A 24,772-nucleotide genomic window follows, 5' to 3' on the forward strand; every position below is an offset into this window, starting at 1 on the left:
TAAAAAGCTAATGAATTGTATGGTAAGCGTTCTTCTAAATAGGTTATTATACAGTAGTTACCAACAGAATTATTTACTTAGGACACTAACATTTCAACCTTAAATCACCTATCCAGACTTTCTTTTTAACGAAATTGACTTTCCTTTTATTTCCTGATCACTAAAAAACGACTTAACAAGTCAATTACGATTAAATAATTAATCACTTGATCTAATTTATATTATCTGAAAGTGAAAAGGAAGCGCATAAATGTTAAATAACACAGAGTTGTTATTCTTTATCTGTTTAATGTATATTTTTTGAGTAAATTAAACTATCATTTCTTAAAAAGAACTAATTTCCATCAACTAAAACTAAACAATTAATGAAAAAACTACTACTTAGTATGGTTTTAACTTTCGGATTAATTTCGTTTGCTTTCGCACAAAGCAAAGTAATTAGCGGCAAAGTTACTTCTGGCACTTCCGGTCCAATTCCGGGGGTGAGCGTGTTTGTAAAAGGATTACCAGGTACCATCACTCAAAGTGATGCCGTGGGGAATTACAAACTCAATGTTCCAAATGATGCAAAAACACTTGTTTTTAGCTTCATCGGTTATACCACTTTAGAAATCCCGATTACGGGGACCTCTATCAATGCCGATCTTAAAGAAGAAAATACTACGTTATCTGATGTGGTAGTGGTTGGTTATGGCACGCAGAGTCGACGTGATGTGTTGGGTTCGCAAACTGGAATTACAGCTGCTGACATTAAAGACAGGCCGGTTACAACAATAGAAAGTGCACTTCAAGGTAAAGCCACTGGAGTTTTCATTAATTCCAGCAGTGGCAAGTTAGGTCAGGCTTTGCAAATTCGTGTAAGGGGTATTTCTTCTATATCAGCAAGTAATCAGCCTTTATTTGTAATTGATGGAGTTCCAATTGTATCAGAAGCATTAGGTACTTATACAGAAGCTGATAATCCTTTGGCAGCAATTAGCCCTGATGATATAGAATCTATGGAGGTACTAAAAGATGCAGCCGCAGCCGCAATTTATGGTGCAAGAGCGTCAAATGGTGTAGTGCTTATCACAACTAAAAAAGGAAAACAAGGCAGAACAAATATCGACTTCGGATATTTTGCAGGATTTAGTGACCCTACTCGTAAAGGAGAATTTTTAAATGCGGATCAATATCGTCAATTGTTGGATGCTTCCTTTAAATACAATAACTATGATAATGGAGATTATAATAACGCAGCAGAAATGTGGGAAGATTATACTGGTACAACCGATTGGACCAGCAGTAATAACACCAATTGGGTAGACCAGGCATTTAGAAAAGGTCATATGCAGCAATATAACTTGAACATCAACGGGGGAGATGCAAAAACCAGGTTTATGCTATCTGGAAATTACAATAATAATAATGGAATTATCATTGGAAACCGCTATGTACGCACCGGCGGAAGATTAAGTCTGGATCATACGGTCTCTAAAATTTTAGAAGTTGGTGGATCTGTCAATATATCTAAAGTTGATAATTATCGCCTACCCACAGATAATGCTTTCTCAAACCCATTACAGCTAAATGCGTTGCCTCCTATTCAAGCAGTACGTGATGATTCAGGGCAATTAAATGGTTCAACCGTATACTATAACAGTTTGATTGATATTGAAAATGGCAAAAACCTATCAACAACCTACAGGACTTTTGCCAATGCGTTTGCCAGCTTAAAAATTACCCCAGATTTAGTTTTCAGAAGTGAGTATGGTTTTGATTTCAACAACTTGGAGGAAGAACAATTTTTAGGGTCTAAAACTCAGGATGGTGGAAGCACAGGTGGATATTCTTCAGATTATATGGCGAAATCAATAAATTTTAACACCAATAACACCCTTAATTATACCAAAACCTTTAATGAAAAGCATAGCCTTAATGTATTGGCAGGTTTTGCATTTCAGGACACGAAATTCAGATTCTCATCAGTTGAAGGAACTACACTCCCATCAGATAATTTCACTAAAATTGCAAGTGCGGCAGTTATCTCAGCAGGTAGTTCTTCTGAAACCAGACATACATTTGTTTCCTATTTAGCTAGAGTAAACTATAAATATCAAGACAAGTATCTATTAAGCGCTTCCGTTAGAACGGATGGTTCATCCAGATTTGGCGTTAACAACAGATATGGAACTTTCCCTGCCGTTTCTGCGGGCTGGATTATAAACCAGGAAGACTTTTTGAAGGAAAGTACCTGGTTGAGTCAATTGAAACTTAGAGGAAGTTTTGGTTTAACAGGTAATGCTGAAATTGGAGATTTTGCATCCAGAAATTTATATAGAGGTGTAAATTATGCTGGTGTAGGTGGTACACGTCCATCGCAACTTGGCGATCCAAATTTAACTTGGGAAAATACACAGAATTATAATATTGGTTTAGATTTTGGTTTGCTTGCGGATAGAATTTCTGGAACATTAGAATTCTATAAAAAGAAAACCACAGATTTATTATTAAATGCTCCTATTGCTGCTACAAATGGATTTTCAACCATTACCCAAAATATTGGCGACATGGAGAACAAGGGGCTTGAGTTTACATTAAATACCCGAAACTTAATTGGAGAATTTAAATGGAGTACTTCCTTTAACATTGCCTTCAATAGAAATAAAGTTTTGAGACTGGTGGATGATCAACCTATTTATACGGGCGGAAGATTCTTGGGTAGAGTAGCTGTTGGTGAACCATTAGGCTATTTTTACGGCAAAGCTTATGCCGGCGTAGATCCTTCAAACGGAGATGCGATTTACTATGTTGACGATTCAAGAACTACTACAACGAATGATTATAGTGTTGCCCAAAATCAAAAATTAGGCGATCCAAACCCAAAATTTTATGGAGGTTTTGGAAATCATTTTTCATTTAAGAATTTCGATTTGGATGTTCAAACGCAATTTGTTTCTGGTAACGATATTTATAATATGGCAGGTGTTTTTCAATCGGCAAATGGAGATTATTTTGATAACCAAACCATCGATCAATTAAATTACTGGACACCAACAAATACGAATACTTCAATCCCCCAACCTAGATTTAATGAAGGTAATGGAACAGGTCCATCTTCGAGATGGATACAAGACGGTTCTTACTTAAGGGTTAAAAGTGTTGTGCTGGGTTATAATATTCCCAAATCTTTTGCTAATAAATACAAACTTCAAAATCTCCGTGTTTTTGCATCTGCACTTAACTTATTCACAATTACTGGATATAAAGGTTATGATCCAGAGGTTAATACCCCGGGGGGAGCATCAGTTCAATCCGCGAATATCCAGTTAGGTCATGATTTTTACACGCCGCCACAAGCAAGAACAATTACTTTCGGTGTAAACATTGGGTTATAATAAATACTTTAAATATGAAAAATTATAAAAATATCATAACTGCATTTTTACTTGTTTTGAGCATTAGTAGCTGCAAAAAACAACTAGAAATCGATCCGAAGCAAAATATTGACGCCAATATAGCACTCAATACTACTGCAGACGTACAAAATGCACTAACAGGAGCTTACACGCTTTTAGCAACTGGCGATTTATATGGAACTAATCTTGTCTTTTTGCCAGATCTTTACGCTAGTGATGATTACATTAATTGGAGAGGAAGTTTTTCAACCTATCGCAATATCTCCAGTAAAGCCATAGTTTCAAATAATGCTGATGTAACCAGAACATGGGTAACTGCTTACAATGCAATTAATACGGCAAATATTGTGTTATCCTCACTCAATGTAGTTACTGATGCAGGCATTAAAGATGTAATAGAAGGTAAAGCTTTATTTATAAGGGGAATCACCCATTTTGAATTGGTTAGGTTATATGCATTACCCTTTGATGCATCAACTACAAACTCAAATTTAGGAGTTCCAATTATTACAACAGCAGTAAAAACCATTGATAACATTACGAATACAGTAGCCAGAAATACTGTAAACGAAGTCTATATCGCTGTAGAGAATGACTTGAAGCTGGCGATTACCAAATTAGCTGCAGTTGATGACCAATATGCTGCAAAAGCTTTTTTAGCAAGGGTATATTTGCAAGAAGGTAAATACAATTTAGCTAGAGACATCGCTAATGATATTATAGTGAATAGTCCTTACCGCTTAATTACCAATTCACTTGAAGCACCATTTAGGACCAAAAACTCAAGTGAAGGTATTTTCGAAATTAGACAAAATGAGCAAAGTAATGCAGGAACTTCTAACGATGGACTTGCCACTTTTTACGCAAGTTATCAAAACAGCACAGGTGGAAATGTTGGAAGAGCTGATGCGCTTGTAAGTACTACTTTTTATAATTCATTTGAAACTGGTGATAGAAGACAAACTGATATGATTTACAATGGCACAGGAGCCAGAACAGGATTGTTTACCAAAAAGTGGTATAGCTTTTACGATAACATTCCAGTGTGCAGAATTACCGAACAATACCTTATCCGTGCAGAATGCAACTTTCGATTGGGCAGCAACATCGGTGCTTCTCCGGTAAGCGACATTAATACCTTAAGAACAAGAGCAGGCTTAGGAAATGTCGTTCCTACTTTGGCGATTATTCTTAACGAGCGAGAAAAAGAATTAGATTTTGAAGGATTCAGACTTCATGATTATAAGCGTACGAAACGTTCAATAGGCACCTTTGCTTATAACGATCCAAAATTAGTTTTTCCGATTCCAGACCGCGAGATAAATATTAATAAGGCTCTTATTCAAAACCCGGGCTACTAGTCAAAAGCCTCTTCAAACAAAAAATGCTCCCAAAATTCGGGAGCATTTTTTGTTTAATTACTATTTTGATTACTTCAAAGCCTTCGCTGCTTCGATAATCTCTTCAACTACACTTGGATCAAGTAAAGTAGAGGTATCGCCTAAATTAGCCGTATCACCTTCCGCAATTTTTCTTAAAATTCTACGCATAATTTTACCGGAACGCGTTTTAGGTAAACCTGAAACGAACAAGATCTTATCTGGCTTCGCAATGGCACCAATTACCCGGGTAACCGTTTGCAGGATATCTTTTTTAGTTAACTCAGCCTCGCCATGCATTTCAGGATTAATTACAAAAGCATAAATTCCTTGTCCTTTTACATCATGAGGATAACCTACTACAGCGCTTTCTACCACACCTGCGTGCATGTTAATGGCATTCTCCACTTCAGCAGTACCAATCCGATGCCCCGAAACATTTAAAACGTCATCTACCCTGCCGGTGATTCTATAATAACCATCCTGATCGCGCATACATCCGTCTCCGGTAAAATACAGATCTGGATAAGTGGAAAAGTAAGTTTGCTTGCAACGCTCATGATCGCCATACGTTGTTCTTAACATTCCCGGCCATGGAAATTTAATACAAAGGTTACCCATCACATCATTGCCTACAATTTCTTTTCCATTTTCATCTACCAGAATCGGCTGAATGCCTGGCAAAGGCAAAGTGGCAAAACTCGGTTTGGTTGGTGTTACCGTTGCTATCGGCGAAATCATAATCCCTCCGGTTTCCGTTTGCCACCAGGTATCTACAATGGGCGCTTTACCATGACCAATTTTCTCATCGAACCAATGCCATGCCTCTTCATTAATAGGTTCTCCTACCGACCCTAAAACACGAATGCTACTTAAATCTTTCCCGTCCAATGGCTCATCACCATAACTCATTAAAGAACGAATAGCGGTAGGTGCCGTATATAATGTATTTACTTGATGCTTTTCTACAATATCCCAAAATCGCGATGGCGTTGGATAGGTTGGAATTCCCTCGAACAAAACAGAAGTTGCACCTTGAGAAAGCGGACCATAAACAATGTAAGAATGTCCGGTAATCCAGCCTATATCCGCAGTACAAAAATAAACTTCGCCGGGTTGATAGTTAAATACATTGGCAAAGGTATAGCCCGCGTAAACCATATAGCCGCCACAGGTATGCACTACACCTTTTGGTTTTCCGGTAGAGCCGGATGTATAAAGAATAAAAAGCATGTCTTCGGCATCCATTTCTTCGGCCTCACATATATCATTTACGTGTTTAACTTCATCTTCCCACCATACATCACGGCCTTTCAACATCGAAACCGGGGTACGCACATGCGTTAATACGATACATTTTTCAACAGTAGGACAACCAATTAGGGCATCATCAATTACATCTTTTAAAGGGATTTGCTTACTTCCACGGTAGGCTCCATCAGCGGTAATAACCACCTTACATTGAGAATCATTAATCCGATCTGCAATAGATTTAGCAGAGAAACCACCAAAAATAACAGAATGCACTGCGCCTATTCTTGCACAGGCCAATACCGCGATGGCAAGCTCCGGAACCATGGGCATATAAATACAAATACGATCGCCTTTTTTCGCACCATTGCGTTTTAATACATTGGCGAAACGGCAAACACGTTCGTGTAACATTTTATAAGTCAGGGTTACGCTTTCTTCTTCAGGGTTATTTGGCTCCCAGATAATGGCTGGTTTATCACCGCTTTTTTCTAAATGACGATCAAGACAATTTTCAGTAATGTTAAGCTTTGCGCCTTCAAACCACTTGATATCAGGCGTTTTGAAATCCCATGATAATAATTTAAACCAGGGTTTTCGCCACTGAAAATTCTGCGCTACTTCACCCCAGAATTGTTCAGGATTTTCTACGCTTTTCTTAAAATCTTCTTCGTATTGCTTAAAAGATGTAATTTGCATTGCTCGATTATATGTTTTGGATTAGTATCGGCTAATTTAATTAAATAATAATAAGGAGAAATATTCAAACCATATTAAAATCAATCCCTTCACATTTTTAAAAAATATATGAAAATATTTAGCGCCACTCTTGCGCTTTTCATTTATTATTCAGATATTTGCACACTCTTAAAAAAATTAAGCGGACGATATTAACAACTATATTTACAAGTCATGTCAAGAGTTTGTGATTTAACAGGAAAAAAAGCAATGGTAGGTAACAACGTTTCTCACTCAAACGTTAAAACCAAACGCAAATTTTACCCGAACCTTCAACTTCAGAAATTTTATATTCCTGAAGAAAACCGTTGGATTACGTTGAAAGTTTCTACTTCAGCGATTAAAACCATTAATAAAGTGGGTATCAGCGAAGCCATCAACCGTTTCGTTAAAAAAGGATTTTTGTAAAAAACATTAACTGTTGAGATTAACAGTTTAAATTTATATTATAATGGCAAAAAAAGGTAACAGAGTTCAGGTTATTTTAGAATGTACTGAACATAAAGAAAGTGGCATGCCAGGTATGTCTAGATATATTTCTACCAAGAACCGTAAAAACACAACAGAGCGTTTAGAATTGAAAAAATTCAATCCTGTGTTGAGAAAAGTAACCGTACATAAAGAGATTAAATAGTTGAATGATAGATTGACCGAATGGTTGAATTAATTCAATCCTTCCAACATTCTCTAACTCAATCATTAAAAACATAAGAACATGGCAAAGAAAGTAGTTGCAACCCTTAAAACAGGTACAGGTAAAGAATATTCGAAAGTAATTACAATGGTAAAATCACCAAAAACTGGTGCTTATTCATTCAAAGAACTTATCGTTCACAACGAACACGTAAAAGATGCTATTGCATCTAAATAAGATTAATATTTTTTAATATTGAAAATATTAAAGGCCGTTCCGTTTTAACCGGAAGGGCTTTTTTTGTTATATAAAATTTAGATATGGGTTTATTCGATTTTTTCAAAAAGAAAGAAACTGCACCTGAAGCTCAGGAGGCATTGGATAAAGGTTTAGAGAAAACTAAAGACGGTTTCTTTAACAAAATTACCAAGGCTGTAGCAGGAAAATCTTCTGTGGATGATGAAGTGCTCGATAATCTTGAAGAAGTTTTGGTTACTTCTGATGTTGGTGTAAGCACCACACTAAAAATAATTAAACGCATTGAAGAACGCGTATCAAAAGATAAGTATCTCAATACGTCTGAACTGAATTATATTCTGAGAGATGAGATTCAGCTTTTATTGGCAGAAAACAATAGTAATGATTTTCGCCAGTTCGAATATGGCGACCATAAACCCTATGTAATTATGGTAGTTGGCGTTAATGGGGTTGGCAAAACGACTACCATTGGTAAGTTAGCGCATAAGCTAAAAGAATCAGGACTTAAAGTAGTATTAGGTGCTGCAGATACCTTTAGGGCTGCTGCAGTAGATCAGATTAAACTTTGGGGTGAACGCGTTGGCGTGAGAGTAGTGGCACAGGCAATGGGTTCAGATCCGGCGTCTGTTGCGTTCGACACCTTACAATCTGCTGTAGCTAACGGCGAAGATGTAGTGATCATTGATACTGCTGGTCGTTTGCACAACAAAGTTGGCCTGATGAATGAGCTTGGCAAAATTAAACAAGTGATGCAGAAGGTTATTCCCAATGCACCGCATGAAATTTTATTGGTTCTGGATGCTTCCACTGGTCAGAATGCTTTTGAACAATGCAAACAGTTTACAGAAGCAACTGATGTAAATGCATTAGCGATTACCAAACTTGATGGAACTGCCAAAGGTGGGGTAGTCATCGGGATTTCAGATCAGTTTAAAATTCCGGTGAAATATATTGGTGTAGGAGAGAAAATAGGAGATTTACAGCTCTTCGATAAAAGGGAGTTTGTGAATAGTTTGTTTAAATAACGCAAGCGGTTGATTATTGATCTTTCACTTCGTGGATGATTTCACAGATTGCTGAATTACACAGATTATAAGTAACTTCAACAATGGAAGAATATGAAAATCATGAACTTACCAGAATTATTATTGGTTGCTGCTATGAAATTCATACTCAGCTAGGACCAGGCTTTTTAGAAAAAATATACGTTAATGCACTTAAAATAAAACTTCGCAAGGCAGGATTAAATTTTGAGACGGAGAAGGAGTTCGCAGTAACATTTGAAGAACAAATTATTGGCAAATTCAGGTGTGATCTAGTAATAGAACAAAAAGTAATTGTAGAGCTTAAGTCTGTAACCGGGTATCAGCCAAAGTTATTCCAGCATCAGGTTATCTCTTATTTGAAAGCCAGCAAAATTAGGACAGGATTATTAATTAACTTTGGCAACACCAGTTGTGAAGTAAAGAGAATATCCGTTTGACCCTTTAAAATATTCACATTATAATCTGTGACATCGCCAAATCTGTGTAATCAAACCGCAGGAGAAGCGCAATTATTACAAATATGATTACCAAGACAATAAAAAGTAAAACAGCAATAAAACGACCTAAAATCAATGTAATAACTTTAGGTTGCTCAAAGAATATCTACGATTCGGAGGTGTTGATGGGTCAGCTGCGTGGAAACAATTTGAATGTGGTACACGAATCTGATAAGATGGGGAAAGATGATATCGTGGTAATCAATACCTGCGGTTTTATCGATAATGCTAAACAAGAATCAATCGATACCATTCTGCAATTCAGCGAACTAAAAGAAGCAGGTAAAATCGGGAAAGTTGTGGTAACCGGATGTTTGTCTGAACGTTACAAACCAGAGCTGGAATCAGAGATTACCAACGTTGACGCGTTCTTTGGCACAAATGATTTACAAAATATTCTGCACGAATTAGGTGCAAACTACAAACACGAACTGATTGGTGAACGTTTACTCACTACGCCATCGCACTTTGCCTATTTCAAAATAGCAGAAGGTTGTAATCGCCCATGCTCCTTTTGTGCCATCCCGCTGATGCGTGGAAAGCACCTAAGTAAGCCAATGGAAGAATTGGTGAATGAAGCTAAAATTCTGGCTAAAAATGGCACAAAAGAACTGATCTTAATTGCACAGGATCTTACCTATTACGGACTTGATCTTTATGGAGTACGTAAACTGGATGAATTGATGCGTCGCCTTTCTGATGTACCGGGCATTGAGTGGATTCGTTTACAGTATGCTTACCCAAGTGGTTTCCCTATGGAAATTCTGGATGCCATGAATGAACGTGATAATATCTGTAAATACCTGGACATGCCATTGCAACACATTACTGATAATATGTTGAAATCAATGCGTCGTGGTACCACCAAGCAAAAAACAATAGATCTGGTTAATCAGATCAGAGACAAAGTTCCGAATATTGCCATGCGTACCACCTTAATTTGTGGTTATCCGGGCGAAACACAACAAGATTTTGAAGAAATGGCTGCCTGGGTGGCTGATACTAAATTTGATCGTTTAGGGTGCTTCACTTACTCTCATGAGGAGAAAACACATGCCCATTCTTTAATCGACGATGTTTCTGATGAAGTAAAACAACAACGTGTTGATGACATTATGGAAATTCAACAAGGCATTTCTTTTGATATCAACCAGGAAAAAGTAGGTCAAACATTTAAGGTCTTGGTAGACAAAAAAGAAGGCGATTTCTTTGTAGGAAGAACAGAATTCGACTCACCCGAAGTGGATAACGAAGTTTTAATAGATGCCGCAACAGGTTATGCCGCTAACGGAAGTTTTGTTCAGGTTAAAATAGACAGAGCAGAAGATTTCGATTTGTACGGCACAATCGTTTAAGATAATTACCTTTAAATTAATCCTGATAAGCCACCGCCTATCGGGATTTTTTTATGCACTATTATTTTTGTTCTGTAGCGATATCAAGATTGCAGTCGTTTAAAGAAAAAAACTAATCATGAAAAAAATATTTATCGTTCTCGCTATTATGCTTATCGTAGGCATTGGCTGTAAAAAAAATCTTGATCCAGGCGGTGGAGCCTGTGCTTGCTCTCCAGCTATAGAATCTTATCTGAGTTTATCTATAAAAGGAACCAATAACTTAGACTTACTAAATGTGGCAAATTCAGGAGCCTTCAGTAAAGATCAGATACAGCTTTATTATAAAGATACACAGGGAGCTTCCCAGCCGATTGAGTTTCAAATCCGGCAATCTTACTCCTACGGGCAAATGACATATGCATTTAACCAGCTGTTTTCAAGCAGAATTACCTTGCTCGCTAAAAATATCAACAATAAATTTTTTCTTAAGCTAGGCGACCGTCAGCCGTTGGAACTTCAATTAAAGATGAATGGAAATAAAACGGATCAGCTTTTGATCGATCAAGTTGAAGTGCCTCGCGAAACTTCTACATCCAATGCCGATTTTTATATCCAAAGTATATTTTCCTTAAAATTATAAACGAAAAAAGCAGCTCATTAAAATGAGCTGCTTTCTTTACAAAATGCACCAGCAGACTATTTTTTACCTGCTGGTCTGGTTTTAATCTGGCTAGGTTTTAACCAAATCTTTGCTCCTTTTGCATTCACATAATATTTTTCATTTTTTGCATTGATGTAAACATCAGAGCCATCTGGTGCCATTTTACCTTTCCAGGTTTTATCTGCAACTTTAGAACCACCCTTTACTGCAATTTCAGCAGTTTTATTACCTACTGATTTCGCTCCCTTGCCAATTGCTTTACCCGTATGATCTAATGCTTTCCCTACTTCTGTTTTTTTCTCTTGTGCACCAGCACTGAAGGTTAATCCACCAACTAATGCAAGCGCTAATAATCCGATTGAAAATTTCTTTTTCATGGCCTTTATATTTATTTCAGTTGATAACAGCCAACGCATTGATTTGTTTTAATTCCCAGCATCACAAACTGTTAAATTAATTTTAACAATTCGAAATTGTTATCCACGCTCCTATTAAATCATTTTAGCAGTTAATAATTCGCCCAAAATTAAATTGAGTACCGAATTTGCTTTTTAGTAAATTAATTTAATTTCTCAGCCAGCAACTTCATCTCGATCCGTGGAGAACGGTTTCCATATAGAATATTATGCACGGCCTTGCTGATAGGCATATCTACTTCATAAGCTTGATTTTTGATATGCATACACTTTACCGCATAATAACCTTCAGCAATCATGTTCATTTCCAATTGGGCTGATTTGACGGTATAGCCCTTCCCTACCATGTTTCCAAAAGTACGGTTACGGCTAAATTGAGAATAAGCTGTTACCAGGAGATCGCCTAGATAGGCAGATTCTTTAATATCACGATTAATAGGATGTACAGCATCAACAAAACGTTTAATTTCACGAATGGCGTTGCTAATCAAAACTGCCTGAAAATTATCTCCATAACCAATACCATGGCAAATGCCGCTAGCAACAGCATAAATATTTTTTAATACTGCAGCGTATTCTGTTCCAAATATATCGTCAGATACATTGGTTTTTATATATCTGTTATTCAAGAAAGCAGCAAATGTAGAAGCTACCTGAATGTCTGTACAGGCAATAGTTAGGTAAGAAAGTTTTTCAAAAGCAACCTCTTCTGCATGACACGGACCACTTACCACTAAGATATCATCATAAGGAACCTGGTAAATCTCATGCAAAAACTCACCGATAATTAAGTTATCTTCTGGTACAATTCCTTTAATGGCAGAAACAATTTTCTTACCTTTTAAATCTTCAGCTGTTATCCCATTCAAACTCTCCTTTAAAAAAGCAGCAGGAACATTTAGAATAACAAAATCAGCTGATTTAATAATGCAGCCAATATCAGACGAAATGTTCTTTTCGGGCAATTTAATTTCTACCGAACTTAGATAATGAGGATTGTGTTTGAATTTATTGATATGTTCTATCGCAACTTCATTCCGCATCCACCAATATATTTCCTTCTCTGAAGTATTGTCAGATAGCATTTTTACAATAGCCGTAGCCCAACTACCGCCCCCTATCATCGCTATTTTAGGTACCATGTTTTTAAAAAAAGGTTTAAGGTAAAAAGTGTTTATAAAAAACATAAGGTAAAAGGTGTAAGCTTTAGGGTTTAAACTTTGTGTCTAAACCCTAAACCTTACACCTAAACCGCTCTGTTTACACCTTTAAAAACGCAAGTTACTATTTCTTGCGATTAATTATAAACTACTTTTTACCGTCTTTGCTAAACAATTGGTCTTTAGCCGTTTTCTCTACAATCATTCCATCCTTTAGTTTATTCTGGATAGCAGAATATGGCCCAGTAACAATCTCCTGACCAGATTTTAGCCCTGATTTAACAATAATAAACTGATCATTTTGAATTCCGGTGCTTACCTCAACCTTTTTAACTTTTTTAGTTTTAGCATCGTAACCATATACAAATTGCTTAACTTTTTTATCACTCAATTTGGATTTTTGCTTATCGGCATTCTCCTGGTTACCTTGATTTTGATCACCACCTTTCCCGCTATCGGTAAATACCGCCTGAATCGGAATCGCTAAACCATTAAGGGAAGCACTTTCAATATCTACCGTAGCAGACATGCCCGGACGGAAGATCGACTGTTGTTTACCTTCCATTACCTCTGTTATTCTAATTTTTACAGAGAAATTGGTTACCTGATCTACCGAGGTAGAGGTAGTCGTTCCAACTGCTGTTGATGAACTGGCAATCTCGGTTACCACCCCTCTAAATTTTTTATCTGAAAATGCATCTACTTCAATGGAAGCATTATCACCTACTTTAACACGGGTAATGTCGTTCTCATTCACATCAACATTAACTTCCATAGAAGATAAATTTGAAATCCTCATAATCTCGGTTCCTGCCATTTGTGAAGTACCCAGGATACGATCGCCCAATTCAATTGAGAGTTTGGAAACCACACCATCAGCTGGAGCATAAATAGTTGTTCTGGCGAGGTTAGCACCAGCTTCTTTCACATTTGCGCCCGTTTGTTCCAATGTAAATTTAGCACCGGTTACACTTTCTTTTGCACTGGCTAAAGTGGCTTTGGCCGTTAAATATGCGGCTTTCGCAGAGTCAAATTCTGAAGCAGAAATTACCTTTTTCTGAAAAAGTTCTACATTACGTTTATAAGTGGCTTCTGCATTCACAAAGTTAGCCTGGTTTTGAATCAGCTGTTGTTGTGCCGCGGCAACACTTGCTTTTTGTGCATTGAAGGTTGCTACAGTTCGTTCGTATCCTGATTGTAAAATATCCGGCCGAACCTTACAAAGCAATTGACCAGCCTTTACAATATCTCCTTCTTTAACTGTCAATTGCACCACCTCTCCCGAAACTTCTGAACTTAATTTTACTTCAGTCTCCGGTTGTATCTTGCCACTTGCTGTAACCGTTTCAACAACCGTTTTTGCTGACGCCTTTTCTGTAGTTACTTTTTCAATCTTCTCGCCTCCGATTACTCCGGCAAGCTTTAATACGATTAAAATGGCTATGATAACACCGATGGTAATTAATATGTGCTTCAGTTTCATAATTGTTAAATGTGTTTCGTTTGTTTATTAAAGTTGTAATGTTGTAAGGCTACAATGCTGTAAGAATATTAATCTCTGATTCTCTTCCGGAGGATTACATTGAGTTTGTTCTCAAATTTGCTCTTTGCTCCTTATTCTTTGCTCTTTGATCCTTAATCTTTGTTCCTTAATCCTTGCTCTTTATTCCTTAATCTTTGTTCTTCGTTCTTTGACCCTCAAATCTTATCTAAAACGTAATCTGTTTCCCTAGGTAATAATCGATCACTTTTGCCCTGAAAATTAGATCATATTTTGCCAAAATAAAGTCTATTTCAGCCCTATTCCTATTCGTTTGCGCGGTACTAAAATCTAATGAATTTACTAAGCCTACATTATAGCGCTGCTCAATTACATAAAATGCATCTTTCTGTGCTTCGAACGCATTTTGTGTTGATGAAAATCTACTTTTTGCAGCATTTAAGTCAGCAACGGCCTGATTGATGACCTTAATCAAGTTATTCTTAGCTAACGTTTCATCATTCCTTCTTTGCAATAGCGTAATTTTTGCTCTTCTTACGTTAGAACGAGTTTGAAATCCGTTTAAGATTGGAATCGAAATACCCATACTCAAGAATTTACCAAAGTTATCTGACAATTGGCTAGCAAAACCACCATTTTGGCGAAACTGACTGGCGTTAAATTGATAGTAATAAGCTGAACCTAAGCCACCTCCAAATGTGATTTGGGGAAAGAAGCTGCCTTTAGCAACATCAACTGCTTTTTCTGCAGCTTTAGAATAATTAAAAGCAAGTCTGATATCTGGAAAGGTCTCCATTGCTTGTTTATAAATATCGTTAGGTACATAAGTTGTTTTAACGTTTTCAATTTCGTTTACCAAGGGAGGCTGTACTTTAAACGTCATTGGAGGTTGAACTTCCATCAATTGACCTAGGGTTAAATATGATATTGTTAACTGATTTTGTGCATCTGTAAGATTTAATTCTGCAGTTGCAGCCTGAGATTTTGCTTGGGAAATATCTGCTAACGTCTTATTACCAACATCTAACAAAGCTTGTTCACGCTTTAACGTGGAGTTTGCTACCTCTAGTTGCTGTTGTGTTGCTTTTACCTGATCCTGATTATTTAATACCTGAAGATAAGCCGTTACAACCTGAAGAATCAAGTCATTTTTCACTTTTTCGATATTGGTTTTGCCAGCATCTAACAAGAACTTATTTTGTCGGATTTGATTAATCCTTGTACCTCCTCCAAAAACAGCGATGTTGGCGTTAATGGTCGGATTTAAATTATAATTTTGAGTGTTTTCAAATAAACCAGATAATTGTTGACTCCGCCCCCACTGCATAGATTGATTAATACTTCCGTTTAACGTAGGTAGCAATGCGTTTTTAGATTGCCTTAAATCTTCTTCACTAATAGCAGCACTAAAAGCCGCCTGTTTTATATTCAGGTTATTTTTTAAAGTATTTTCAACAGCTTGCTCAATAGAAATAACTTCCTGAGCGGAAGCGCGCTGACCTAAACTTAAGGCTAACAATAAAGCAGATCCGGTGATTAATTTATTTGTGGTAAACATCTTCATAATTTGGTTTCAAATCTATATAAACGACTTTAATAATTTCAATCTGTTCAGGCATTTACTAACTTTGAAGTTAAATGTACCTGATCAAATCACCGCTTCTGCTAAAATGGTATTATCCATCATTGCTTTGGAATAAATCCCGCACCGAAAAAGTTATTTATTTGACCTTTGACGATGGACCTATACCCAATGTTACAGATTTTGTTTTAAAAACTTTAAAAGCCTTTAACGCAAAAGCTACTTTTTTCTGCATCGGTGATAATATTGTTAAGCATCCCGACGTTTACGCGAATGTCATAAACGACGGACATGCGATCGGAAACCATACTTTTAATCATTTAAAAGGCTGGAAAACCGATGATGAAACCTATATCGAAAATATATTAAAGTGCCAGGCGCTTACTAAGTCTAATCTTTTCAGGCCACCTTACGGCAGGATCAAGAAAAGTCAGATTAGGAGTCTTCAGTCCTTAGTCCTCAGTCCACAGTCAGACTCAAGACTTAAGATTCAATACTCAAGACTAAACATCATCATGTGGGATGTACTAAGCGGTGATTTCGACATCAATCTCTCTCCTGAAAAATGTTATCAAAACGTAATAAGACATACCGAAAATGGTTCTATTATCGTGTTTCATGATAGTTTGAAAGCATTTGATCGTTTGGCGTATGCGTTGCCCCGGGTATTAAAATATTTCAAAAATAAAGGTTTCACTTTTTCAACATTGTAGCGGTGAGCGATTCTTGTGCCATTATAGCGACAATGCCATTACGCAATCAGGATGTAGTTTTATAAGGCGTTTGCCTAAATATCGTGTTCGAAATTGAACAATATCGTTCGGTAACGGACATTATTTTGCTTCATTTTTGATTTTTCAAAATCAAATCAGAAATTTCACATTTTATTTAGAATATTTCCAAATAATACAATGATCTAAGGATGACCGCAAGAGGCGCTTTTTTTTTGTAAATTCGCAGCTATTAGAATAGAAGTATTACCTTTTAACCAATAAAAATCGATGGCTTTTGATATAGACATGATTAAAAAGGTTTATGCGAACTTCGGCCCTCGTGTAGATGCGGCGCGTAAGATTGTTGGCAGACCTTTAACATTATCAGAAAAAATATTATATGCTCACCTTTGGGATGGCGATCCTAAAAAAGCATTCTCTCGCGGAACTGACTACGTAGATTTCGCTCCAGACCGCGTTGCCATGCAAGATGCAACTGCTCAAATGGCGCTTTTGCAATTTATGCAAGCTGGTCGCCCACAAGTGGCTGTTCCTTCTACCGTTCATTGCGATCACTTAATAACCGCTAAAGAAGGTGCTTCAATAGATTTACCTCATGCCAGAACAGAAAGTGCTGAAGTTTTTGACTTCTTATCATCTGTATCAAATAAATATGGTATCGGTTTCTGGAAACCAGGAGCAGGTATTATCCACCAGGTAGTTTTAGAAAATTATGCTTTCCCAGGTGGAATGATGATTGGAACCGATTCACATACTGTAAACGCAGGTGGTTTGGGTATGGTTGCCATTGGTGTTGGTGGTGCAGATGCTTGTGATGTAATGGCTGGCTTACCTTGGGAGCTTAAATTCCCTAAATTAATTGGTGTAAAATTAACAGGTAAATTAAACGGCTGGACTGCCGCTAAAGATATTATTTTAAAAGTTGCTGGTATTTTAACTGTAAAAGGTGGTACGGGTGCAATTGTAGAATATTTTGGCGATGGTGCTATTAACTTAAGCTGTACAGGTAAAGGTACCATTTGTAATATGGGTGCCGAAATTGGTGCAACTACATCTACATTCGGTTATGATGAAAGTATGGAGCGTTATTTACGTGCGACTGATCGTAATGAAGTTGCTGATGAAGCAAACAAAATTGCAACATATTTAACTGGCGACGAAGAAGTTTACACTGATCCTGAAAAATATTTCGATCAGGTTATTGAGATCGACTTAGATACTTTAGAACCTTATTTAAATGGTCCGTTTACGCCAGATTTAGCTACTCCGGTTTCTCAAATGAAAGTGGAAGCAGAAAAAAATGGCTGGCCGTTAAAAGTAGAATGGGGATTGATCGGTTCTTGTACCAACTCTTCTTACGAAGATTTATCAAGAGCAGCATCTATCGCTAACCAGGCGATTGCAAAAGGATTAGTAACTAAAGCTGATTTCGGTATCAATCCGGGATCTGAGCAAGTACGTTATACAGCAGATCGTGATGGTTTCTTGAAAACTTTCGAAGATTTAAATGCAACAATCTTTACCAACGCCTGCGGACCGTGTATCGGTATGTGGGACAGAACGGGTTCAGAAAAAGCAGAAAAAAATACAATCGTACACTCGTTTAACAGAAACTTTGCTAAACGTGCGGATGGCAACCCAAACACTTTCGCTTTCGTAGCCTCACCAGAAATGGTTGCTGCCATCGCAATAGCAGGAGATTTAGGTTTCAACCCGTTAACAGATACGTTAACAAACGATAAAGGTGAGCAGATTAAATTGGATCCACCTACTGGCGATGAATTACCTACAAGAGGTTTCGCGGTAGAAGATGCAGGTTTTCAAGCACCAGCGGCCGATGGTTCATCAGTAGAGGTTTTAGTTTCTGAAACTTCTCATCGTTTGCAATTATTAGATCCATTTACTCCTTGGGAAGGTACAGACTTAAAAGGCTTAAATCTTTTAATTAAAGCTAAAGGAAAATGTACAACGGATCATATTTCTATGGCTGGTCCATGGTTAAAATTCCGTGGTCACTTAGATAATATTTCTAACAACATGTTAATTGGTGCAGTAAATTACTTCAACGATAAAACAGATAATGTTAAAAATAGCTTAACAGGCGAATATGGTCCTGTTCCGGCAACACAACGTGATTACAAAGCAGCGAATATCGGCTCAATCGTAGTAGGTGATGAAAACTATGGTGAAGGTTCATCACGTGAACATGCCGCTATGGAGCCTCGTCATTTGGGCGTTCGTGCAGTATTGGTAAAATCTTTTGCCCGTATTCATGAAACTAACCTGAAGAAACAAGGTATGCTTGGCTTAACCTTTGCCGATAAAGATGATTATGATAAAATTCTTGAGGATGATAAAATCGACATCTTAGGCTTAACAGAGTTTGCTCCTGATAAACCATTAACATTGGTATTGCACCATGCAGATGGTTCTGAAGAGCAGTTCCTGGTTAACCACAGTTATAATGCACAACAAATCGACTGGTTTAAAGCTGGTGGTGCGTTAAACATTATCAGAGCTGAAGCTGCAGCGAAAGCGGCGCTTTAGAAGAGTAAGGATAAAGGAGCAAGGAATAAAGACTGTAAGTTGATTATTCATAGTTTCTTATCACATAAAAAAAATCCCGTTTTAAGTAAAATCGAAACGGGATTTTTTATTTAAGAAGGTGGCGATAACAATACAAATCCAGCTTATGTACTTTCTTAAAAGTTGCTAACTTAACCTATCTCTATACTATTAAAAGTGAGCAGCTTAAATTGAATAAGAGATAACTCCACTTATTCAATCCTTTTAAATCTGAGTTGTTCATCTTCAGATAAGTTTTGTTTATTGGTTGGTTGGGAAATTTTTTCCAAATGCATTAACTGAGGATCTGCACGCTTCATTTTCAGACAAGTTTTGTTCACTCATTGGTTAGGAAATTTTTTCCTGACCCATTAACTGAGGATTTGTAATCCTCATCAAAGTAAACCTGGATGATGAATTCTAAACAGTAAGGAACATCATCAAGGTTTTAAAATCCCTATAAACCAATCTTCATCTTTAGACACGTTTTATTTATTAGCTAGTCAGGAAATTTTTTCCGGATCTTTTAACTGCGGATTTTTAATCCTAATCAAAGCCAATCTGGATGATGAATTCTAAACAGGAAGGAACATCGCCAAGGTTTTAAAATCCATACAAACCCATCCAATCTTCATCTTTAGACAAGTTTTGTTCATTCGTTGGTCAGGATATTTTTTCCTGATCCATTAACTGAGGATTTTTAATCCTAATCGAAGCAAACCTGGATGATGAATTCTAAATAGTAAGGAACATCGCCAAGGTTTTAAAATCTGCATAAACCAATCCAATCTGCGCGCTTCATCTTCGGACACTTTTTGTTATTTTGTTATTGGTTGGTCAGGAAATTTTTTCCTGATCCAATAACTGAGGATTTTTAATCCTCATCAAAGCAAACCTGGATGATAAATTCTAAACAGGAAGGAACATCGCCAAGGTTTTGAAATCCATATAAACCAATCCAATCTGAGCGCTTCATCTTCAGACAAGTTCTGTTTATTCGTTGGTCAGGAAATTTTTTCCTGACCCATTAACTGAGGATTTGTAATCCTCATCAAAGTAAACCTGGATGATGAATTCTAAACAGTAAGGAACATCATCAAGGTTTTAAAATCCCTATAAACCAATCTTCATCTTTAGACAAGTTTGTTCATTCGTTGGTCAGGAAATTTTTTCCTGATCCTTTAACTGCGGATTGTTAATCCTCATCAAAGCCAATCTGGATGATGAATTCTAAACAGTCAGCAACATCGCCAAGGTTTCAAAATCCATATAAACCAATCCAATCTGCGCTCTTCATCTTTAGACAAGTTTTTTTTTATTGGTTGGTCAGGAAATTTTTTTCTGATCCATTAACTGCGGATTTTTAATCCTTATCAAAGCAAACCTGCATGATGAATTCTAAACAATAAGGAACATCGTTAAGGTTTTAAAATCCGCATAAACCAATCCATCTACGCGCTTCATCTTCAGACAAGTTTTGTTCACTCGTTGGTCAGGAAATTTTTTCCTAATCCATTAACTGAGGATTTTTAATCCTCATCAAAGCAAACCTGGATGATGAATTCTAAACAGTAGGGAACATCAACAGGAAAATAAACCTAATTCCTCAGAAACTCCTGCCACCAGTAACCAGAATATTTTATTGTTCGCTCCAAGGTTTTAAAATCCATATGTACCAATCCAAATCGCGCATTAAAACCTTCTGCCCATTCGAAATTATCCATAAGCGTCCAGGCCATGTAGCCCGTGATATTTATACCTTCATTTTTCACCTTTAGCATGGCATTTAGATACAATTGAAAATATTCAATCCTTTCAGCATCTATTACCTTACCATCTGCTAATTTATCATGATAAGCTGCTCCATTCTCAGTAATCATCAGGTTTTTGATGTTCGGATAGGCTGCAAATTGCTTTATAACCCGATAAAAACTATCAGCATTAATCTCCCAGCCCATTGCGGTGTGTGGTTTTTTCCTGCTTTTGGCTTTTACTTCCCAGGCTTGAATAACAGGTATAAATGCATTGTATTTTATAGTTAAGGGGAAGTAGTTTTGAAGGCCAATAAAGTCGAAATCAAATTTCATACGATCATTTAACCGCCAGGTGCCGTATTCAATCTGAAATTTCTCCAGTACATCCCAATTGGCCGTGGGAAAACCTAAACCTTGGGCTGGCTCTACAAATAGCCTGTTCATCAAGCAATCTACCCGGTTTGCCGCCAGAATATCATTGTCGCTTTGCGTATAAGGAATAATCTCTGAACAAGAGTAAGTAGTACCAATATTGGCTTTGCTTACTTCAGCACGTAAGATTTTGCCACCTTCGGCCTGCGCAACAGCCGTATGAAGAACCGCAGGAAAAAAGTTACTCAATCCGCTTTTTCCCGGGGCATGAATTCCCAGCATATACCCGAGTGAAGTGAACCCAAAGGGTTCATTTAAAACCAACCAGTTTTTAACCTTATCACCATATTCTTTAGCACAAATAGTTACAAAAGAATTAAATGCAGCGTTAATGCTAAAACTGGTCCAGCCACCTTCATCCTCTAGTGCCTGTGGCAAATCCCAATGGTATAAGGTAACATAAGGAACGATTCCTTGTGTAAGGCACTCATCAATCACGTTGTGATAAAACCTAATTCCCTCCGGGTTCACCTCACCCCTACCTGTAGGTAAAACTCTTGCCCATGCAATAGAAAACCGAAACACTTTAAAACCTAAAAGTTTCACCAGTGCAATATCTTCCGGGTATCTGTGGTAGAAATCGCAGGCAACATCAAGCTTGTGCCCTTTTTTAATTTTGCCACTTCTTGCAGAAAAGGTATCCCAGATGGTGGCACCTTTACCATATAAAAGCGAAGCACCTTCAATCTGCGGTGCGGCAGTCGCTATACCCCATGAAAAATCTTTTCCGAAATCACTTGCTTTGATCATCTTATCAATTGATTGATCGTAAGTTGCAAGTTTACTATTAAGAAATCATTAACAATTGAATTTGTGTGTAAAGTTTTTCAATCACTTTCTCTTATTCCAGAAGGCTATGATAGTGTTAAACCAATTTCCTTTAATAAAATAGCAGCATTAAAAGTAGAACAGGGCCCTTGCTTCAGTTTATAATCAAATTTCATCTCTCCGGCTGCAATTTGAATATCGAAATGAAAATTACGGAGTGTTTTTTCATGGTCGTTCTTCAGATCTGCCAACTGTAAATCGTGAGTAGCAAACAGCGCCGGTGTTTTTTCATTGATCAGTTTTTCTACAAAAACTTTTGATCCTAAGTATTTATCGCGGCTGTTCGTTCCCCGTAACATTTCATCAATTAACACAAAAGTATCTTTATCACTTACTACATTGTCTAAAATCATCTTCAATCGATTCAGTTCTGCCTTAAAGGTAGAGGTACTTTCATTCAGTGAGTCTTTAATTCGCATATACGTGTTAATAGAAAAAACAGAAAGGCTCATGCCCTCGGCGCAAACGGGCGCGCCAACATATGCCAATACCATATTAATCCCCAAAGTACGCAAAAACGTACTTTTTCCTGCCATGTTCGATCCGGTTATAATATCTACCGTTGGTTCATTCTCCAGGTAAAATGTATTATTTACCCTAATTTTTGGGGCAATTAACGGATGACCAATCTCCTTTGTGTTTAAGTTAAAATTACTGGTAATTTCCGGAAAAACCCATGCAGGCTGGTTTTGAGCCAAAGTAGCAAGAGAAATCAATTCCTCGAAATCACCAAGGTGGTTCAGTGCAGAGATTACATCTTTTGACGAAGACTGATACCAACGATCCAGGTTAATACAACATTTCAAATCCCATAAAAGTAATGCGTTTAGTGCCGTGCCCACCACAATATTTAATCTGGCATCGAAATTTTGAATAATCTTGGAAAGGCTTTTAATTTCTGTACTTACCGGGGTCTTCGATTTAAATAGAGCTAAAATATATGGACTGGACCACTGGTATTTTTCTGTCCATAAAATCGCATCAGCATACCCATTAAGCAGGCTTGATCCACCACCAAAGCTATAAAAAACCTTATTTATCTTTGCACCCCGCAATACAATGAAGCCAATGTTAATGAGGAGATAAACGCTAAGGATATTCCAGAACGCACTGTTAAAGAGAATCGCAGCCAATATAATCGCCCCGGAAATATAAGGTACAATCGCAACATAGAATTTTAATGCCTTATTTCGCACGAAACTAAGTTGTTCACCAAGTTGAGATTTCAGCTGTAGCTTAATTTGTTCAATTTTTTCTACGTCATGGCCATGAAGATTTGCCCTGAAATCGAAAGTATCACCGATTTTAGTTTGCATTTCCTTAACGGCCTGTTGTCGGGCTAAAATTTCATCTTTTAAAGGCTTCTCTGCCAGATTTTTCGCCAACAGCTCTTTTCCATTTTTAGTGTAACACCGATTCAACAAACCATAGAGCGAGGCGTGTCCAAAAATATCAAGATCTGAAGTATAAGGATGTAGCTCAGACTCGAAAGCTTTGCCATCATCATAACCATTTGGTATACCATTTAGCACATTCCATTCATTTTGATAAACCCATAGCAATTGCTTTTGATAATCTATTTCGCGATCCAGCTTGCTTTGCTTTTTTACAATTAAAGCAAAAGCAAAAACGGGCAGCATTAATAAAATCTGAACCAATGTTCTCCATTCATCATCAGCAGAATTCAGGAGCAAAATAAAGAATAGAATTTCGGCCAGGAATAGTCCAATTCTAGCAAAAGAAAGCTGATCTATTAGTTTTTTAGTTTGATCTATCCGATCACTTACATCTGTAATTTTTTGGCTGTAGTCAGATATAATTTGTGCTTGAGTATTTAACATTATCTTTGAATCGCGGAAAATTCTAAAGATAACAAAATATTAAATGAAGATCACTTTAATAGCCATTGGCAAAACAGAAGACAAATATTTGATTGAGGGGATTGATAAATACATTAACCGCCTGAAACATTATATCAATTTCAGTTTCCTGCCTATTCCCGATGTTAAAAATGTAAAAAACCTGAGTGAAGCACAGCAGAAAAACAAAGAGGCCGAACTCCTGCACAAACAAATTAATAATGGTGATGTTGTTATTTTACTGGATGAAAAAGGGAAAAAGTACAGTTCAGTTGATTTTTCAAATTACCTGAATAAACAAATGATTGGAAGTGTACAGCACCTCATTTTCATTATCGGAGGTCCTTACGGTTTCGATGAAAGTATTTATAAAAGAGCAAATGGTCTGATTTCACTATCTGACATGACTTTTTCTCATCAGATGATTCGGTTATTTTTTGTAGAGCAGCTGTATCGTGGATTCAGCATTCTTAAAGGAGAACCTTATCATCATGCGTAAGGATTGAGAAATAAATCAGAAGTTGTGAATAGGGAAATAGAAGATAGAATTTAGAAATTGATATGGATTAACTATTCATTCGTCATCATTAAACAAAAAAGATATGTTAGATAAATATAAACGTCAATACCGATATAGAAGCGATCAGAGTGGTAATAACAAAATGTTATGGATTAGCATCATCATTTCGTTAATTATTGTAGTAATCCTTTATTATTTCACTTAAACAAAAAACACCAGACA

20 protein-coding genes are annotated in these 24,772 nt (G+C 37.0%); 13 read left to right on the top strand and 7 right to left on the bottom strand.

Annotated features, from left to right (window positions below; all coding sequences use genetic code 11):
• The first annotated feature begins 365 nt into the window (after positions 1 to 365).
• Complete coding sequence (locus SOM16_RS00425; protein ID WP_320462036.1) at positions 366 to 3,377, top strand: TonB-dependent receptor; 3,012 nt, start codon at positions 366 to 368, stop codon at positions 3,375 to 3,377.
• Between the two features lie 14 nt (positions 3,378 to 3,391).
• The gene (locus tag SOM16_RS00430) at positions 3,392 to 4,759 is read left to right on the top strand and encodes a RagB/SusD family nutrient uptake outer membrane protein (protein ID WP_320462037.1); all 1,368 of its coding nucleotides are present in this window, start codon (positions 3,392 to 3,394) and stop codon (positions 4,757 to 4,759) included.
• Positions 4,760 to 4,828: 69 nt separating this feature from the next.
• Here SOM16_RS00430 and acs read toward each other — a convergent pair whose 3' ends face one another.
• The gene (gene acs, locus SOM16_RS00435; protein ID WP_320462038.1) at positions 4,829 to 6,727 is read right to left on the bottom strand and encodes an acetate--CoA ligase; all 1,899 of its coding nucleotides are present in this window, start codon (positions 6,725 to 6,727) and stop codon (positions 4,829 to 4,831) included.
• 213 nt (positions 6,728 to 6,940) lie between these two features.
• Between acs and rpmB the strand changes: the two genes are divergently transcribed.
• The 7 genes from rpmB to SOM16_RS00470 all read left to right on the top strand — a co-directional run bounded on the left by rpmB (position 6,941) and on the right by SOM16_RS00470 (position 11,178).
• Positions 6,941 to 7,174 (top strand): 50S ribosomal protein L28, encoded by a 234-nt coding sequence (gene rpmB, locus SOM16_RS00440; RefSeq protein ID WP_025145121.1) that lies wholly within the window; start codon positions 6,941 to 6,943, stop codon positions 7,172 to 7,174.
• Positions 7,175 to 7,217: 43 nt separating this feature from the next.
• Complete coding sequence (rpmG, locus tag SOM16_RS00445; RefSeq protein ID WP_010599807.1) at positions 7,218 to 7,400, top strand: 50S ribosomal protein L33; 183 nt, start codon at positions 7,218 to 7,220, stop codon at positions 7,398 to 7,400.
• Positions 7,401 to 7,481: 81 nt separating this feature from the next.
• Positions 7,482 to 7,637 carry a DUF4295 domain-containing protein gene (locus tag SOM16_RS00450; protein WP_231464195.1) on the top strand — a complete coding sequence of 52 codons (156 nt, stop codon included), beginning with the start codon at positions 7,482 to 7,484 and terminating at the stop codon, positions 7,635 to 7,637.
• 83 nt (positions 7,638 to 7,720) lie between these two features.
• A complete protein-coding gene (ftsY, locus tag SOM16_RS00455) occupies positions 7,721 to 8,683 on the top strand; it encodes a signal recognition particle-docking protein FtsY (RefSeq protein ID WP_320462039.1) in 963 nt (320 codons plus the stop codon).
• 83 nt (positions 8,684 to 8,766) lie between these two features.
• Complete coding sequence (locus SOM16_RS00460; RefSeq protein WP_320462040.1) at positions 8,767 to 9,141, top strand: GxxExxY protein; 375 nt, start codon at positions 8,767 to 8,769, stop codon at positions 9,139 to 9,141.
• An 83-nt stretch (positions 9,142 to 9,224) separates the two neighbouring features.
• A complete protein-coding gene (gene rimO / locus SOM16_RS00465; RefSeq protein ID WP_320462041.1) occupies positions 9,225 to 10,556 on the top strand; it encodes a 30S ribosomal protein S12 methylthiotransferase RimO in 1,332 nt (443 codons plus the stop codon).
• Positions 10,557 to 10,674: 118 nt separating this feature from the next.
• On the top strand, positions 10,675 to 11,178 hold the full coding sequence (locus SOM16_RS00470; RefSeq protein ID WP_320462042.1) for a hypothetical protein: 504 nt from the start codon (positions 10,675 to 10,677) through the stop codon (positions 11,176 to 11,178).
• A gap of 56 nt (positions 11,179 to 11,234) precedes the next feature.
• On the opposite strand, the gene SOM16_RS00475 is transcribed toward SOM16_RS00470, so the two are convergent.
• From SOM16_RS00475 to SOM16_RS00490, 4 genes are all read right to left on the bottom strand, one after another.
• On the bottom strand, positions 11,235 to 11,576 hold the full coding sequence (locus SOM16_RS00475; protein ID WP_320462043.1) for a hypothetical protein: 342 nt from the start codon (positions 11,574 to 11,576) through the stop codon (positions 11,235 to 11,237).
• Positions 11,577 to 11,758: 182 nt separating this feature from the next.
• Positions 11,759 to 12,757, bottom strand: a complete 999-nt coding sequence (locus SOM16_RS00480; protein ID WP_320462044.1) for an NAD(P)H-dependent glycerol-3-phosphate dehydrogenase — start codon at positions 12,755 to 12,757, stop codon at positions 11,759 to 11,761.
• Positions 12,758 to 12,923: 166 nt separating this feature from the next.
• Positions 12,924 to 14,258 carry an efflux RND transporter periplasmic adaptor subunit gene (locus SOM16_RS00485; protein WP_320462045.1) on the bottom strand — a complete coding sequence of 445 codons (1,335 nt, stop codon included), beginning with the start codon at positions 14,256 to 14,258 and terminating at the stop codon, positions 12,924 to 12,926.
• Between the two features lie 226 nt (positions 14,259 to 14,484).
• Entirely contained in the window at positions 14,485 to 15,834 is a 1,350-nt protein-coding gene (locus SOM16_RS00490; RefSeq protein ID WP_320462046.1) for a TolC family protein, read from the bottom strand.
• Positions 15,835 to 15,914: 80 nt separating this feature from the next.
• Here SOM16_RS00490 and SOM16_RS00495 point away from each other — a divergent pair, with 80 nt between their 5' ends.
• Complete coding sequence (locus tag SOM16_RS00495; RefSeq protein WP_320462047.1) at positions 15,915 to 16,571, top strand: polysaccharide deacetylase family protein; 657 nt, start codon at positions 15,915 to 15,917, stop codon at positions 16,569 to 16,571.
• Positions 16,572 to 16,859: 288 nt separating this feature from the next.
• Positions 16,860 to 19,139, top strand: coding sequence for an aconitate hydratase (locus tag SOM16_RS00500; protein WP_320462048.1), 2,280 nt, complete (start codon positions 16,860 to 16,862; stop codon positions 19,137 to 19,139).
• 1,616 nt (positions 19,140 to 20,755) lie between these two features.
• Here SOM16_RS00500 and SOM16_RS00505 read toward each other — a convergent pair.
• Together SOM16_RS00505 and SOM16_RS00510 are read right to left on the bottom strand one after the other, a co-directional pair.
• Positions 20,756 to 22,093, bottom strand: a complete 1,338-nt coding sequence (locus SOM16_RS00505; RefSeq protein WP_320462049.1) for a GH1 family beta-glucosidase — start codon at positions 22,091 to 22,093, stop codon at positions 20,756 to 20,758.
• Positions 22,094 to 22,197: 104 nt separating this feature from the next.
• Complete coding sequence (locus SOM16_RS00510; RefSeq protein ID WP_320462050.1) at positions 22,198 to 24,012, bottom strand: MutS-related protein; 1,815 nt, start codon at positions 24,010 to 24,012, stop codon at positions 22,198 to 22,200.
• 43 nt (positions 24,013 to 24,055) lie between these two features.
• On the opposite strand from SOM16_RS00510, the gene rlmH reads away from it, so the two are divergent.
• The gene (rlmH, locus tag SOM16_RS00515; protein ID WP_320462051.1) at positions 24,056 to 24,529 is read left to right on the top strand and encodes a 23S rRNA (pseudouridine(1915)-N(3))-methyltransferase RlmH; all 474 of its coding nucleotides are present in this window, start codon (positions 24,056 to 24,058) and stop codon (positions 24,527 to 24,529) included.
• 103 nt (positions 24,530 to 24,632) lie between these two features.
• Entirely contained in the window at positions 24,633 to 24,755 is a 123-nt protein-coding gene (locus tag SOM16_RS00520; protein WP_320462052.1) for a hypothetical protein, read from the top strand.
• Positions 24,756 to 24,772: the final 17 nt, after the last annotated feature.

The sequence above is a fragment of the Pedobacter sp. CFBP9032 genome (assembly GCF_034045265.1).
Classification (GTDB): domain Bacteria; phylum Bacteroidota; class Bacteroidia; order Sphingobacteriales; family Sphingobacteriaceae; genus Pedobacter.